Origin of the sequence: Streptomyces sp. SudanB5_2050 (assembly GCF_964272335.1) — a bacterium.
In the GTDB taxonomy this organism is placed as follows: Bacteria; Actinomycetota; Actinomycetes; order Streptomycetales; family Streptomycetaceae; genus Streptomyces; species Streptomyces rochei.
The window spans coordinates 7,801,035-7,815,142 of the sequence record NZ_OZ186760.1 but is presented as its reverse complement, the minus strand read 5'-3'; the positions used below and the strand labels follow the sequence as shown (position 1 = coordinate 7,815,142).

Annotated in this window: 14 protein-coding genes and 1 pseudogene; 12 read left to right on the top strand and 3 right to left on the bottom strand. The window is 68.9% G+C overall.

Translation table 11 applies throughout. The features are described 5' to 3' along the window. Positions 1-61 precede the first annotated feature (61 nt). The 7 genes from ACFZP7_RS34275 (at position 62) to ACFZP7_RS34245 (ending at position 6,145) form a co-directional block, all read left to right on the top strand. Positions 62-715, top strand: a complete 654-nt coding sequence (locus ACFZP7_RS34275) for a GntR family transcriptional regulator (protein ID WP_046248361.1) — start codon at positions 62-64, stop codon at positions 713-715. A 48-nt stretch (positions 716-763) separates the two neighbouring features. Next, the gene (locus tag ACFZP7_RS34270) at positions 764-1,522 is read left to right on the top strand and encodes a PIG-L deacetylase family protein (RefSeq protein ID WP_385638193.1); all 759 of its coding nucleotides are present in this window, start codon (positions 764-766) and stop codon (positions 1,520-1,522) included. Beyond that, a complete protein-coding gene (locus tag ACFZP7_RS34265) occupies positions 1,522-2,217 on the top strand; it encodes a 4-carboxy-4-hydroxy-2-oxoadipate aldolase/oxaloacetate decarboxylase (RefSeq protein ID WP_385638191.1) in 696 nt (231 codons plus the stop codon). Before ACFZP7_RS34270 ends, ACFZP7_RS34265 begins: the two co-directional genes overlap by 1 nt. Then, positions 2,214-3,296 (top strand): 4-oxalomesaconate tautomerase, encoded by a 1,083-nt coding sequence (locus ACFZP7_RS34260; RefSeq protein ID WP_385638188.1) that lies wholly within the window; start codon positions 2,214-2,216, stop codon positions 3,294-3,296. Before ACFZP7_RS34265 ends, ACFZP7_RS34260 begins: the two co-directional genes overlap by 4 nt. Continuing rightward, positions 3,293-4,246 (top strand): catechol 2,3-dioxygenase, encoded by a 954-nt coding sequence (locus ACFZP7_RS34255; RefSeq protein WP_385638186.1) that lies wholly within the window; start codon positions 3,293-3,295, stop codon positions 4,244-4,246. The genes ACFZP7_RS34260 and ACFZP7_RS34255 overlap by 4 nt, the downstream gene beginning before the upstream one ends. 274 nt (positions 4,247-4,520) lie before the next feature. Beyond that, positions 4,521-5,834: an MFS transporter gene (locus ACFZP7_RS34250; RefSeq protein ID WP_385638183.1), complete on the top strand. Its 1,314-nt coding sequence runs from the start codon at positions 4,521-4,523 to the stop codon at positions 5,832-5,834. 170 nt (positions 5,835-6,004) lie between these two features. Beyond that, entirely contained in the window at positions 6,005-6,145 is a 141-nt protein-coding gene (locus ACFZP7_RS34245; protein ID WP_385638592.1) for a hypothetical protein, read from the top strand. Here ACFZP7_RS34245 and ACFZP7_RS34240 read toward each other — a convergent pair. Beyond that, a pseudogene (locus ACFZP7_RS34240) lies at positions 6,144-6,326 on the bottom strand (carbonic anhydrase); the annotation flags it as partial. The gene ACFZP7_RS34245 and the pseudogene ACFZP7_RS34240 sit on opposite strands and share 2 nt — an antisense overlap. A gap of 437 nt (positions 6,327-6,763) precedes the next feature. Then, on the bottom strand, positions 6,764-7,804 hold the full coding sequence (locus tag ACFZP7_RS34235; protein WP_385638180.1) for a LacI family DNA-binding transcriptional regulator: 1,041 nt from the start codon (positions 7,802-7,804) through the stop codon (positions 6,764-6,766). A 182-nt stretch (positions 7,805-7,986) separates the two neighbouring features. Between ACFZP7_RS34235 and ACFZP7_RS34230 the strand changes: the two genes are divergently transcribed. The 5 genes from ACFZP7_RS34230 (at position 7,987) to ACFZP7_RS34210 (ending at position 13,683) form a co-directional block, all read left to right on the top strand. Beyond that, entirely contained in the window at positions 7,987-9,288 is a 1,302-nt protein-coding gene (locus tag ACFZP7_RS34230) for an ABC transporter substrate-binding protein (protein ID WP_385638178.1), read from the top strand. 5 nt (positions 9,289-9,293) lie between these two features. Continuing rightward, the gene (locus ACFZP7_RS34225) at positions 9,294-10,196 is read left to right on the top strand and encodes a carbohydrate ABC transporter permease (RefSeq protein ID WP_385638175.1); all 903 of its coding nucleotides are present in this window, start codon (positions 9,294-9,296) and stop codon (positions 10,194-10,196) included. A 23-nt stretch (positions 10,197-10,219) separates the two neighbouring features. Beyond that, the gene (locus tag ACFZP7_RS34220) at positions 10,220-11,026 is read left to right on the top strand and encodes a carbohydrate ABC transporter permease (RefSeq protein ID WP_385638173.1); all 807 of its coding nucleotides are present in this window, start codon (positions 10,220-10,222) and stop codon (positions 11,024-11,026) included. After that, on the top strand, positions 11,010-13,028 hold the full coding sequence (locus ACFZP7_RS34215) for a hypothetical protein (RefSeq protein WP_385638170.1): 2,019 nt from the start codon (positions 11,010-11,012) through the stop codon (positions 13,026-13,028). Before ACFZP7_RS34220 ends, ACFZP7_RS34215 begins: the two co-directional genes overlap by 17 nt. A gap of 154 nt (positions 13,029-13,182) precedes the next feature. Continuing rightward, positions 13,183-13,683, top strand: coding sequence for a triphosphoribosyl-dephospho-CoA synthase (locus ACFZP7_RS34210; RefSeq protein WP_385638580.1), 501 nt, complete (start codon positions 13,183-13,185; stop codon positions 13,681-13,683). On the opposite strand, the gene rraA is transcribed toward ACFZP7_RS34210, so the two are convergent. Next, positions 13,589-14,098 (bottom strand): ribonuclease E activity regulator RraA, encoded by a 510-nt coding sequence (gene rraA, locus ACFZP7_RS34205; RefSeq protein WP_385638167.1) that lies wholly within the window; start codon positions 14,096-14,098, stop codon positions 13,589-13,591. The two genes, ACFZP7_RS34210 and rraA, sit on opposite strands and share 95 nt — an antisense overlap. Between the last annotated feature and the right edge of the window lie 10 nt (positions 14,099-14,108).

Sequence of the window (14,108 nt, the reverse complement as noted above, 5' to 3'; positions counted from 1 at the left end):
ATCGTTGACAATTCTGTTGCCCTAGATTTAGCGTCGACAGGCACTCACTCAGGGAGGGCAGATGCCGAAGGAAGCCCGTCCAGGCTCCGGAGAGCAGGCCAAGCAGTACGCGCTGGAGCGACTCAGGAAGGCAATCCTGCAGGGCGAGATGGCGCCGGCCCAGCGGCTGGTGGAGAACGAGCTCGCCGAGAGCTACGGCGTCACGCGCGCCAGCATGCGTGCCGCGCTACTGGACCTGACCTCCGAAGGGCTGGTCGAGCGGATCCGCAACCGCGGTTCGCGGGTGCGGGTGGTGACGGTCGAGGAGGCCGTGGAGATCACGGAGTGCCGGATGGTACTCGAAGGGCTGTGCGCGGCCAAGGCGGCGACCGAGGCCACCGACGCGCAGCTCGACGAGCTGACCGACCTGGGCAAGGCCATGTCCAAGGCGGTCGCCGACGGCGATCCGGTCACCTACTCCGAGCTCAACCATGACCTCCACGCCCTGATCCGGGACGCCTCAGGCCAGCACACGGCCGTGGGTCTCCTGGAGCGGCTCAACGCCCAGCTGGTGCGCCACCGCTTCCAGTTGGCGCTGCGGCCGGGCCGTCCGCAGCAGTCCCTGAGCGAGCACCTGGCCGTGATCGAAGCGATCAGGGCCAGGGATCCGCAAGCGGCCGAGACGGCCGTACGCGCCCACCTCAGCAGCGTGATCGACGCCCTGCGCGCCGATTGAGACGCGCTCCTGGGGCGGGTGCGGCACCTGTCACCAAGGAGATGCAGCATGACCCACGGCAACGGCGCACCCGCCGCCACCCCGCCCCGCTCGACGCTCGTCGTCACCGCACACGCGGGTGACTTCGTGTGGCGGGCGGGCGGCGCCATCGCCCTGGCCGCCTCCCGGGGCGAGAAGGTCACCATCGCGTGCCTGACCTTCGGCGAGCGCGGCGAGTCGGCGAAGGCGTGGCGGGAGGGGAAGAAGCTCGACGAGATCAAGGCGATCCGCCGTGAGGAGGCCGAGCGCGCCGCCGCGACGCTCGGTGCCGAGGTCCGTTTCTTCGACGCCGGAGACTACCCGCTGGTCGCCACTGCCGAGCTGACCGACCAGCTCGTCGCCGTCTACCGGGAGACGCAACCGGACGTCGTGCTCACGCACCCGGTCGAGGACCCGTACAACGGCGACCACCCGGCCGCCAACCGCATGGCCCTGGAGGCCCGGGTCCTCGCCCAGGCCATCGGCTACCCCGGCGAGGGCGAGATCATCGGCGCCCCGCCCGTGTTCTACTTCGAGCCGCACCAGCCCGAAATGAGCGGCTTCAAGCCCGAGGTCCTCCTCGACATCACCGAGGTCTGGGAGACCAAGCGCAAGGCCATGGAGTGCCTCGGTGCCCAGCAGCACCTGTGGGACTACTACACCGACCTCGCCGTCCGCCGAGGGGTGCAGCTCAAGCGAAACGCGGGCCCCAACCTGGGGCTGGCCCACAAGACCATGGCCGAGGCGTACATGCGGCCCTACCCGCAGATCGCGAAGGAGCTCGCCTGATGCCCGGCGTGATCGTCACCAATCCGCCCAAGGCCGCCCCGAAGGACGTCGAAGCGCTCGCCGGCCACGGGACAGCCACCGTCGGCGAGGCCATGGGGCGCACCGGCTTCCTCGGCACGCATCTGCGCCCGATCCAGCAAGGCGTCCGCGTCGCCGGCACCGCCGTCACGGTGCTGTGCTGGCCCGGCGACAACCTCATGATCCACGCGGCGGTCGAGCAGTGCGGCGAGGGCGACATCCTCGTCGTCACCACCACCTCGCCGTGCACGGACGGCCTGTTCGGCGAGCTGTTCGCCACCGCCCTCGTCCATCGCGGGGTGCGTGGCGTCGTCCTGAACACCGGCATCCGCGACACCGCCGAACTGCGCGCGATGGGCTTCCCCGCCTGGTCCGCCGCCGTCAGCCCGCAGGGCACGGTCAAGGCGACCGGCGGCAGCGTCAACGTACCGATCGTGATCGGCGGCCAGATGATCCACCCCGGTGACGTGATCGTCGCCGACGACGACGGCGTGGTGGTCGTCCCGCGCGAGTGCGCCCGCGACACCGTCGAAGCGTCCGAGGCCCGCGAGCAGAAGGAGGCCGCGGCCCGCGCCGCCTTCCTGGAGGGGCAACTGGGCCTGGACCGCTACGGGCTGCGGGAGACGCTCACCCGGCTCGGGGTGACCTACCGCCCGTACGAGGAGGTCGAGTCGTGAGCGGCCCCGCGGAAGTCCGCTGCATGCTGATGCGCGGCGGTACCTCCAAGGGCGCCTACTTTCTGGCCGATGACCTGCCCACCAACGAGACCGCCCGCGACGAGCTGTTGCTGCGGGTCATGGGCAGCCCGGACCCGCGCCAGATCGACGGTCTCGGCGGCGCCCACCCCCTCACGAGCAAGGTTGCCGTGGTGTCCCCGTCGACCGGCCCCGAGGCCGATGTCGACTACCTCTTCCTCCAGGTCGCCGTGGACGAGTCAGTGGTCTCGGACCGCCAGAACTGCGGCAACCTGCTCGCAGGAGTCGGCCCGTTCGCTGTCGAGCGCGGACTCGTACGAGCAGGCAGCAGCGAGACATCCGTGCGCATCCGCATGGTGAACTCCGGTGACTTGGCCACGGCGACGTTTCCGACCCCCGACGGCCGCGTCGACTACAGCGGCGACACGGCTATCTCCGGTGTTCCCGGAAGCGCAGCTGCCGTGGTCATCGAATTCCCCCCGCGGGAGGGGCAGTTGCTGCCCACGGGGAACGTGAGCGACACGGTCGCCGGCATCCAGGTCACGTGCGTCGACAACGGTATGCCAACCGTTCTTATCCCGGCCGAGGCACTCGAGGTCACCGGTCAGGAGGATCCCAAGGACCTGGAGGCCAACGGGGAACTGACCGCCCGGCTCCACGAAATCCGGCTGGCAACCGGACAGCTGATGGGACTCGGCGACGTCACCGAAGCCACCGTCCCCAAGCTCACCCTGCTCTCGCCGCCCCGCCACGGCGGCGCCGTCACCACCCGCACCTTCATCCCGGCCCGCGTCCACACCTCCATCGGCGTCCTCGGCGCCGCGAGCGTGGCGGCCGGGCTGCGGATCGAGGGAAGCGTCGCGCACGGCATCGCGGCCCTCCCCGAAGAGGGCGACCGGCTCCGCATCGAGCATCCCAGCGGATTCACAGACATCGAAAGCAGCATCGATCGCACCCCCGAAGGCGGCCTGCGGGCCCGTCGCACCGCCGTCGTCCGCACCGCCCGCAAGATCTTCGACGGCACCGTCTTCCCCGTACCACCCACAGGAGGCCGCTCATGACCCCGCCGCTCGGCGACATCGCCCACATCGGCCACGCCCAGCTGTTCACCCCGGACCTGGACGCCTCCGTCGCCTTCTTCACCGACTTCCTGGGCCTGACCGTCAACGGACAGGACGGCGACACCGTCTACCTGCGGACCTTCGACGACTACGAGCACCACAGTCTCGTCCTCACCGCCCGCGAACAGCCCGGTCTCGGCCGCCTCGCCCTGCGCACCTCCAGCGAGGAGGCGCTCCGACGGCGGGTGGAGGCCATCGAGGCGGCGGGCGGCACGGGCAAGTGGACCGAGGACGAGCCCGGCCTCGGCCGGCTCTACGTCACCACCGACCCGGACGGCCATGAACACGCCCTGTACTGGGAGAGCGAGCACTATCAGGCCCCCCAGGCGCTCAAGCCGTCTCTCAAGAACCAGCCGCAGGCGAAACCCAACCGCGGCGTCGGCGTCCGCCGCCTGGACCACATCAACTTCCTCGCCGCCGACGTCCTCGCCAACGCCGAATGGCAGGAACAGCTCCTCGGCGCCCGCCCCACCGAGCAGATCCGGCTCGACTCAGGCAAGATCGCGGCACGCTGGCTGACATACACCAACAAGTCGTACGACGTCGTCTACACGTCCGACTGGACCGGCAGCGAGGGCCGCCTGCACCACATCGCCTTCGCCACCGACACCCGCGAGGACATCCTGCGCGCCGCCGACCTCGCCATCGACACCGGCGTCTTCATCGAGACGGGACCGCACAAGCACGCCATCCAGCAGACGTTCTTCCTCTACGTCTACGAACCCGGCGGCAACCGCATCGAACTGTGCAACCCGCTCACCCGTCTCGTCCTCGCTCCCGACTGGCCGCTCATCACCTGGACCGAGGAGGAGCGCAAGAAGGGGCAGGCGTGGGGCTTGAAGACCATCGAGTCCTTCCACACGCACGGCACGCCGCCCGTGCGGCCCTGATCTGATCCGCCCTTTCCGGCCCCGGGGAACGGCTACCACCCGTACCCCGGGGCCGAATTGTTGCTTAGATTGTTAACAAAAGTGTTGACGTGATGGCTATGGCTTCTTAACGTCTACGCCACAGCGAGCTCGAGGCTCCCCACGCGGAGTCCGCAGCTCGGGGGCATGCTCCGTCCGTCCTCCCCCACCGGCCGCGCGAGCCGCACCGGCCCCACCGCCCTTGCAGCCAGGGACCAAGGCCCCGTCCTGACGTCCCGCACGAGAGGAAACAACGATGTCCTCCTCCGCCACCTCCCCGCTCGCCCAGGCGACCGGGACGACGGCCCGCCGCAGCCGCACCGTCGTCATCGCCCTGTGCTGGGCACTCGTCCTCCTCGACGGCATCGACACGTTCATCTACGGCTCCGTGCTTCCGAAGATGCTCGGAGGCCACAGCCTCGGCCTCACCCCGGACGTCGCGGGCACGATCGGCAGTTACACCAACTTCGGCATGCTGCTCGGCACGATCCTGTCCGGCACGGCCTCGAACTGGATCGGCCGTCGCGTCACCGTCTTCGCCAGCGTCGTGATCTTCACCCTCGCCACGCTGGGCACCGGCTGGTCCCAGTCCTCGGGCCAGTTCGGCTTCTTCCGCTTCGTGTGCGGCTTCGGCCTCGGCGCGCTGCTGCCGATCGCGATCTCGTACGGCATGGAGTTCACCTCGCGCGGCCGCCGCGCCCTCGCCACCGGCATCATCATGACCGCCCACCAGACCGGCGGCGCCCTGGCCCCGCTGCTCGCCCTCTGGCTGGTCGACGACCACGGCTGGCGCTGGGCCTTCATCGCCTCCGCCCTGCCCGCCCTGATCCTGCTCCCGGTCGCCTTCAAGCTGCTGCCCGAGTCGCCCACCAACCTGCTCACCCGCGGCCGCCGCGCCGACGCCGAGCTGCTCGCCACCGCCTACGGCACCGAACTGGCCGAACCGAAGGCGAGCGGCGGGGACAAGCTGGACGCGCTGAAGAACCTCTTCCGGCACGGCCAGTGGTCCACCACTCTCTGCTTCTGGCTGACCTCCTTCGCGGGTCTGCTCCTGGTCTACGGAGTCGGCCAGTGGCTGCCGAAGATCATGGTCGACCTCGGTTACGACACCGGCGACTCGCTGCTCTTCTCGACGTTCCTGAACGTCGGCGGCATCTGCGGCATGCTCATCGCCGGCCGCACCGCCGACCGCATCGGCCCGAGCAAGGTCGTCATCGCCTGGTTCGTCCTGACCGCCGTCTTCGTCTACCTCATGGGCGTCCAGATGTCGGTCGGCGTCCTCTATGCGGTGGTCTTCTTCGCCGGACTGCTGCTCTTCTCCGGCCAGACCATGGTCTACGCGACGGTCGGCACCCACCACAACGACGAGGACCGCCCCACCGCCCTCGGCTGGGTCTCCGGCATGGGCCGCTTCGGCGCCATCTTCGGCCCGTGGATCGGCGGCGCGCTGATCGCGGCCGGCAACGCCGACATCGGTTTCACCATGTACGCCTGCGCCGCCGTCTTCGGCGCACTGATGATGGCCCTGGCCGCCCTCACCATCAAGACACGCTCGGCCACGAGGCACTGACGGTCGACAGCCCGAAAGGCCGCCTCCGCGACCGGGATGGCAGCCCCGGGAGGAACGGGCGTCAGCCGATGCGTCCACCGGGGCCACCGTCGCGGCGAACCGGGCGAGGCCGACGCCCGCATTTCGCCGGGGTCGGCGACTGGGGTGGTCACCTTCCCTTTGAGGGCGGAGTGCTCGACCTCTGCCGCAACGCTCTGCAGGCGTTCGCGTCCCTCGGCTGCCGCATCGACGAGGCGACCCCGGACTTCCCGGCCGAGGACATCTGGCACACCTCCCTCACCTGGCTATGGTGGGCAGATCTGGGCCTCTGATCTCGGCAGCCAGGCGGGAGTCCGAGCATCCGAGGAGTACCGCGTACGGATGCTGGCCGGATGCTATGTCGGCGCGGCGAGCGGCGTCCTGGTTGGGGTGTCCGGGCGTTCCGTCGACGAAGCGCTGGTTGCCGGAGAGGAGCAGGTCAAGGGCTTTACGTGGGCACGACGAGGCGGTCAGAGATGTCGTCACTCATGGGCCGCAGGCTATGACCGCGTCCGGCTCACCGACGTGCCGGGGTGGGTGGGTGACGTCCGCCTGTTCAGGTGGCGGCTGCCGGCGGAGGCAGCTCACGCGACGGCCGCTCGGGCAGCGGCCGGGGATGGACGGCCTGCTTCATCACGATGGTCGAATTCCAGGTCGCCGGCCTGCTGGTCACTGTCTTCTCGCGGTGCCCGTTGCGCCAGGTGGCGGGAATGTCGGTGTATTCGCCCAACTCGGCGCGCCGGTCTTTACGGTGGCCTTTCAGTTGAGCAGAGGGCAGACACCGGCAGACGGCGCACCCTAGGGACCCGCGCACTCAACCGCGGATATCCCCTCTACCACGCCGCGGGAAGCCATCGCATGGGATGCGGCGCGGGCAGAGTTGGTTCGAACGGGCGAAAGCTCCGGTGCGGTCAGCCTCCTTCACCCTTGCTCCTCGCAGCGGCGACCGCCGGCAGTCGCTGGGACGAGTCACGTGGGATGAGTTCACACGGGACGGTCACGCGGCCTCGGTCTCGTTCCGTACGGCTGCCGAACAGTTGGTGAGCGGCTCTCCTGCCCAGTTCCTCGAGCCGCATGTCGACGCTACTGAGAGGAGGGCGGGAGCCCAGGGTGAACGCGTCCCAGTCGTCGAATCCGACGATGCCGAGGTCGTCGGGGACCCTGCGGCCCATGTCTCGGGCCGCGTCGACGGCTCCGCGTGCGAGCTGGTCGTTGCCGCAGAAGATCGCGTCGATGGACGGGTCCTCGGTGAGCAGCATGATCGTCGCGGACATGCCCCACTGTTCGCTCCACTCGCCGACGTAGGGGCGAGAACCCGCGAGTGTCAGACCGTGCTCGGCGAGTGTCTCCTTGACGCTTTCGAGGCGAACCCGTGTGGCGTGGAAGGTGCTCGGTCCGGTGATGTGGGCGATGCGGCGATAGCCCTGCTGGACCAGGTGCTCGATCGCCTGCCGTGCGCCGTCGGCCTCGTCGGGAACCACCGAGCAGTCACGCGGATCGGAGGAGGGAGCGTAGGCGTACACGATCGGCATGCGGGCGGCATGGGAGACCGGCGGGCGCGCGTCAGTGTGCTGCCCCAGCATGATCACGCCGTCGGCCTGGTGCTTGACCAACGCGTCCAGATTGCGGCGTTCCAGTTCGGGATCACCGTGGGAGTCGTACAGCAGGACTGCCATCTGCTCGGACCCGAACGCGTGGGACGCGCCCATGAGGACGGGCAGGGTGAACCTTCCGACGCCGTCGGCGGCGATGATGCCGACGGTCCGGCTCCGGCCGGTGCGCAGGTTCTGCGCGAAGGCATTGGGCGCGTAGTCGAGGTCGTGGGCGGCCGCGAGCACTCGTCGGCGGGTGGCTTCGCTGACCTGAGCCCGTCCGTTGAGCGCCTTGGATGCGGTCGAAGGGGACACCTGCGCACGCCGCGCCACGTCGGAGATGGTCACCGGGTGCTCCATGAAGCCTCCTGTCCGGGTGGGCGATGTCACCCAAGGTACTTGACATGACAAGCGGCCCTGCTGGCTAATAGCGAGCAGACAACGATTTCGGTAGGCCGCCTACAGGTGCCACATAATGCCACTTTACCTGCGTCGATAGTGCCGAAATCGTTGTTGGAGCCGACTGCTGCATGGAGGCAGATGTGCGCAATGACAGGAAGAGGCGGTGCGCCGTCGCCGCCGCGGCCCTCGCGGCACTGCTGGCGGGATGCCAGGCCGCTCCCCAGGCGAGCCAGGAGACCGCGGCGGGGGATGTGTCCGCCGTGGACGACGGCGCCGACCTGACGCTCTGGACCCGGCTGGCCGCCGACTCCTCACTCGGGCAACTGGTGAATCGTTACAACGCCACGCACCGCAACCAGGTGAAGCTGACGACCGTCCCAGGCGACTCGTATCTGCAGAAGGTGGGTATCGCCGCCGGCAGCAAGGCTCTGCCCGACCTGCTGGCCACCGACGTCACCCACGCGTCCGGCCTCGCCTCGAAGAACGTGCTGCTCGACCTCACCAGACGGGTCAACTCACTGCCGTACAGGGACAAGCTGGCGCCCGGCCCCCTCACGGCCTCGACCGTCGACCGGAAGCTCTACGCCGTACCCACCGTGGTGGACGTGTCGGCGCTGTTCTACAACAAGGTCCTCTACGAGAAGGCCGGCCTCGATCCCGACCGGCCGCCCACCACTCTCGCCGAAGAAGTTCAGCAGGCCGCGGAGATTCACGCCATCGGCGAGGGCATCGCCGGCTCCTACTTCGCGGGCAACTGCCCGGGCTGCAACATGTTCGCCGGCTGGCCCTCGATATGGGCCGACGGCGAGGAACCGCTGAGCGAGGACGGCACCACCGCGCGGCTGGAGTCCGCCTCCAGCCGCGCTTGGATGGACGCCTGGCAGCGGATGTACGCCGACGGAGTCGTGCCGAAGAAGGCGCGCGAGGAGACCGGGGCGACCTGGACCGTGGGGTTCCAGGACGGCACGGTCGGACTGCAGCGGTTCGGCGCCCTCGGCTATGCCACTCTCAAGCAGAACGACAAACTCCGTATCGGGGTGACCGCCATCCCCGGAGCGGACGGCGAACGGTCCGCCTTCGTCGGCGGTGACGTCCTGGGAATCTCCGCCACGTCCGCCAAAGCGCGCCAGGCATGGGACTTCGTCAAGTGGACCACGTCGCAGAAAGCGCAGGTCGACGTCGTGGCAAAGAGCGGCGCGCTCCCGGTGCGCACCGATCTGGCGGACAACCGCTACTCGGCGACCGACCCCAATGTCGTGACGCTGAACAAGCTGGTCGCCACCGGTCATACTCCGTCCTCGACGGCGTTCGGCCAGGTCTTCACTGACGCCAACGGGCCATGGCACAAGTTGTTCCGCGACGCTGTCTTCTCCGGTGCGGACGCCGCGGCGCTGGCCGAGGACAACTCAGCGATCACGGCCGCTCTGCAGATCGGCGGCTGACCGACATGGCCACTGCCCTTCCGCTGCGCCCGAAGGTGTCCGCGCACACCCGCAACCGGTCCCGGGCCGGCATGCTCTTCGCCCTGCCCACCGCCCTCGTCGTCGGCGTCTTCTTCGTCGTTCCGCTCGGCCTGCTGGTGTGGATGTCCTTCAACGACTGGCCACTCATCGGCGCCTCCCGCCCCAACGGTCTGAGGGACTACGAGGCGGTCACCGATCCGCTGTTCACCCGGGCCATCACGTTCACCATCGTGTGGACGGTTCTGTCCACCGCGGTGCTGCTGGTCGTCTCGCTCGCACTCGCCCTGCTCGTGCAGGAGGCACGGCGCGGCGTGGGTGTCTTCCGCACCTTGTTCCTGCTGCCCGTCGCGGTCGGCATGGCGGCCGCGACGCTGATGTTCTACTCGTTCTTCATGGATCCGGACAGCCCGCTCAACGGGGCACTCACGGTCCTGGGAATCGGCCCCGTCGACTGGATCGGCACCCGCGACCACGTCATCGCCTCCACGCTTCTGCTGGTCACCTGGCGCGTCGCCGGCTTCTACATGCTGATCCTGCTCACCGGCCTGCAGGCCATCCCCGCGCCGCTGTACGAGGCGGCACGTGTGGACGGTGCGGGCGCGTGGACGACCTTCAAGTCGGTCACGCTGCCGCTGCTGCGGCCCTCGCTCTCGCTGACCCTGTTGCTCTCGGTCACCGGCGGCCTGCTGTCCTTCGAGCAGTTCTTCATCATGACGGCCGGCGGCCCCGACAACTCCACCGTCACCCTCGTGCTCGCCGTCTACCGGCAGGCGTTCACACTGTTCGACCTGGGACGTGCCGCCGCGATGTCCGTGGTCCTGCTGATCGTCCTGCTCGGGCTGAACACGGGCCAGTTCGTCCTGATGCGCCGCGGCGCGGAAGACTAGAGGCACCTGTAGTGACCCACCCCGTGACCAAGAAGCCAACCGCACGCACAGCCGCGTACTACACCCTGACCACCGCTCTGGCCGCGCTGTTCGCCCTCCCCCTGCTCTTCCTGCTGGGCCAGTCCTTCCACGGACCGGACGGCTTCGGACTCATCAACTACCGCAAGGTGATCGACTACGGCGAAGGGCTGGGGACGTACGTCGGGAACACCTTCCAGCTCGCCGCCCTGACCGTGGCGTTCACCGTCGTCATCAGCACCACGGGCGGTTACGCCTTCGCCCGGCTGCCCTTCCGCGGACGGCGCATCCTCTTCGGCGTCACTCTGGCAATCCTGATGGTGCCCTACGCCTCGCTCCTCCTGCCCCTGTTCATCCTGCTGGGCTGGCTGGGACTGCAGAACACCATCGTCGGCGTCGCGCTCGTGATGACCACCCTCCAGCTCCCCTTCAGTCTCTTCATGATGCGCAACTCCTTCTCCGCCCTGCCGCGTGAGATGGAAGAGGCCGCCATGGTCGACGGCTGCGGCTGGACCGGCACCTTCTTCCGCGTGCTGCTGCCCGGAGTCCTGCCCGGCATCGTCACGGTCACGCTCTACGCGTTCCTCGCCGGCTGGAACGAGTTCATCGGGCCGCTGATCTTCCTGTCCGACGGCGACAAGGCAACGCTGCCGGTCGCCCTGGTCTCCCAGCGTTCCGGCACCCTCGGACACATCGACTTCGGCTCCCTCCAGGCAGGCGTCATCATCGCCGCCGTCCCCTGTGCCCTGCTGTTCCTCCTGCTCCAGCGCTACTACGTGAAGGGATTCTCCTCTGGTGCCCTCAAGGGATGACCACATCACCTGGACGTTCGGCCCAGGCCGCGTCCACCTGTACTCCGGCGCACCGCGGCAGTTCACCGACCCCGACCAGCCGGACCGCCGCTTCCTGCTGGACGCGCGCACCCCCTGGCACTCCACCGAGCACACCTGGGGGTCGGGGCACCTGGTGACGGACGCCGGCGCCGGTCGCTGGAACGCCCCCGAGAGCATCGACGCGAAACCGGACCGCGTCCGGGTCAGGCACGCCCCGATCACCGGCGTCACCGTGGAGACGACCCGCTGGATCCAGGGCGACGACTACCTGGAGCGGTACACCTTCACCAACACCGGCGGGGCCACGCGAAGCATCCGTGCCCTGGGCATCCAGACACCCTTCGCCGACCTCTACGAGAACGCCGCAGCCGCCCTGCGCACCGCCGTGCACGCCCACGTCTTCACCGGCGGCAGCCGGTCCTGGGTCCTGGCCCAGCCGATCTCCGGGAGCGGCCGCTGCCTCGGCCTTGTAGTCCGCACCGGTCGACTCGCCGGCTACTCCGTCGAGAGCCGCAACGCCAACACACTGTCGAACGCCCGCGGCCACCTCGTCCTCAACGTGACCGATCACGCCGCCCACCCGACCGCCTTCGGCGGACAGCCCGTCATCGAGCTGGCCCCCGGCCAGACCTACACCCTCGAATGGGTCCTGACCTGGTACGCCTCTCCTGACGACTTCGAGCGGCGCAATCCCGGTCCTGTCGACGGCACTTCACTGGCCACCGAGGTCGGCCACGAACTGACCATTCCGGCCACGGACGTCACCCCCCTGTCCGAGCACGTCGACGTCCGCCGCGACGGCGAGGCCACCGTCCTCACCTCCACCGTCCACGGGCCCGTCACCGTGCGCATCGGCGACGCCTTCACCGAGGTCCTCTTCCACCTGTCGCTGCCCGAACTCGTACGGCGACGCGTCACCTACATAGTGGCCCACCAGCGCTCACTCGAACGGCCCGGCCTGCTGCGCCACGCGTTCGTACCCGTGGACACCACTACCGGCCTGTCCGTCCTGACCAACGGATGGTCCGACTGGAGCGACGGCTCGGAGCGGATCGCCATGCCGCTCCTGGTGTTGCTGGCCAGACAACAGGGCTGGATCGATCCGCAGATCGCCGACCCCCTGGTGGAGGGATGGGCCGAGTTCGCCCTCGGCCACCTGCTCGACGACACCCTGGCCCCCCGCCGCGGCTCCCAGGACCAGCACACCGGGATCCGGCTCTACGACGCTCCGTGGCTGGCCTCCTTCTTCCTCGAGCACCACCGAGTCCACCGTCACCCCGAGCAACTGGAAACGGCCGCGCGCATTCTCGAACGGGCCTACGAGCTGGGCGCCGGACGCCACCTGGCGATCGGTCTGTCCGAGACTGTCGCCGAAGCCGCCGACGCGCTGGACACCGCTGGGCAGGAAGAACGGGCGGCGCGACTGCGCGAGGAGATCGTGCGCTCCGCGCGGCACTTCATCAACCTGGGTGAGCAGCTCCCCGAGCACGAAGTCGCCTACGAACACGCCATCGTCGCTCCGTTGTTGAACCTGCTCATCGACGCGTGGCGGATCAGCGCCGATCCCGTTCTGGAGAAGGAGATCGCCGAACGGCTGCCCTGGCTGCTCGCCTTCAGCGGACGCCAGCCGCACGTTCGGCTGAACGGCGTCAGTATCCGGCACTGGGACGGCTACTGGTTCGGCCAGGACCGGCTCTTCGGCGATGTCTTCCCGCACTACTGGAGCGTGCTGACCGCGTCCGTCCTGTACCGGCTCCCCTCGCGTCTGCGTAGCCCGCACACCGAGCACGTGGCCCGCTCGTCCCTGCTGGCCAACCTCATCAACTACCGCTCCGACGGCTCTGCCACCTGCGCCTTCGTCATGCCCAGCACGGTTGACGGGCGGCAGGCACACAGAGCCGACCCACTCGCCAACGACCAGGACTGGCACCTGGTCACCTGGCTAAGACTCGCCCGTAGTGAGAACGTCCCTCTCTCCTGACGCCATGGGTCACTCGTCATTTCCCCAACGGAAGGTGGTTGTGTCTCCCACAGGCCGTGGGCCCTCCCCCGGACGCTGATGCTGGTCGCGGGGCCCGTGCTCGGTCCTTCCCTCGACAGCCGAGGGCCTTGCCGAAACCGCCGGCCGGGTCGTCATCCATAGCGACTCCAGGGCACCTCGAAGGACGACACACGGTTCGGCGATGTCCGTGATGTACGGCGCGGCCGGCGCACGGGGCGAAGCACCTGCGGACTTCCCCCACGTGCGCCGTGCCCTGAAGGAACTGGCCGCACCCCGGAGGGTAGGCGTCACCGAGGCCCAAGCCCGCCTCGGCGCCCTCCTGACCGTCACGTCGACCCTCCGCGACAGCGAACGGCCTCACGTCACTGAGCCACTCGGCTTGCGCCACATCCACGTCGGCGCACGCACCGTCCCGCTCGCCACCGGCACGCCTCGATGGCGCGGCTCAGAACCGTTGTTCGCAAGAGCGTCGTCGGACGACGATTCACTTCGCGACGTCCCCGAACCGCCCAATGACAAGCCTGGCCCGCTGCGGCTGCTCACGCTGAAACAGACACCTGAGGGCCCTGACCGGCCGGGAGCAGCACCACCCCGTCCTCATCGGCATGCAGGACATCACCGACGGCGAACGTGACCCCGCCGAAGGAAACGGGCACGTCCACCGCTCCCTGCCCCGTCTTGTGCGCTCTGCGCGGATTGGTGCCCAGCGCCTGCACGCCAAGCCGTATGCCGCCCAGTGCGACGCTGTCGCGGACGGCGCCGTACACGACGACCCCTGCCCATCCATTGTCCCGGGCCCTCGTGGCCATTCGGTCGCCGAAAAGCGTGGTGTCGAGGGAGCCGCCACCATCGACCACCACGACGGCCCCGTCACCAGGTGAATGGAGCAATTCGTGCAGCAAGGCGTTGTCCTCGCGACAGGAGACGGTCCGCACCGGGCCGGCGAAGGAGCGCAGCCCCCCGTAGGTGGTGAACTGCACGCCGCAGACACGCAGTCGGTGGCCGTACTGGTCGGCCAGGTCGGCGGTGGGGACGGGAATCGACTGCATCGTTGTAGGG

What these genes read in the sequence shown, in the direction of transcription:
- ACFZP7_RS34275 (WP_046248361.1), top strand. Translation starts at nt 62, where the DNA reads ATGCCGAAGGAAGCCCGTCCAGGCTCCGGAGAGCAGGCCAAGCAGTAC.
- ACFZP7_RS34270 (WP_385638193.1), top strand. Translation starts at nt 764, where the DNA reads ATGACCCACGGCAACGGCGCACCCGCCGCCACCCCGCCCCGCTCGACG.
- ACFZP7_RS34265 (WP_385638191.1), top strand. Translation starts at nt 1,522, where the DNA reads ATGCCCGGCGTGATCGTCACCAATCCGCCCAAGGCCGCCCCGAAGGAC.
- ACFZP7_RS34255 (WP_385638186.1), top strand. Translation starts at nt 3,293, where the DNA reads ATGACCCCGCCGCTCGGCGACATCGCCCACATCGGCCACGCCCAGCTG.
- ACFZP7_RS34250 (WP_385638183.1), top strand. Translation starts at nt 4,521, where the DNA reads ATGTCCTCCTCCGCCACCTCCCCGCTCGCCCAGGCGACCGGGACGACG.
- ACFZP7_RS34235 (WP_385638180.1), bottom strand. Translation starts at nt 7,804, where the DNA reads ATGGAGCACCCGGTGACCATCTCCGACGTGGCGCGGCGTGCGCAGGTG.
- ACFZP7_RS34225 (WP_385638175.1), top strand. Translation starts at nt 9,294, where the DNA reads ATGGCCACTGCCCTTCCGCTGCGCCCGAAGGTGTCCGCGCACACCCGC.
- rraA (WP_385638167.1), bottom strand. Translation starts at nt 14,098, where the DNA reads ATGCAGTCGATTCCCGTCCCCACCGCCGACCTGGCCGACCAGTACGGC.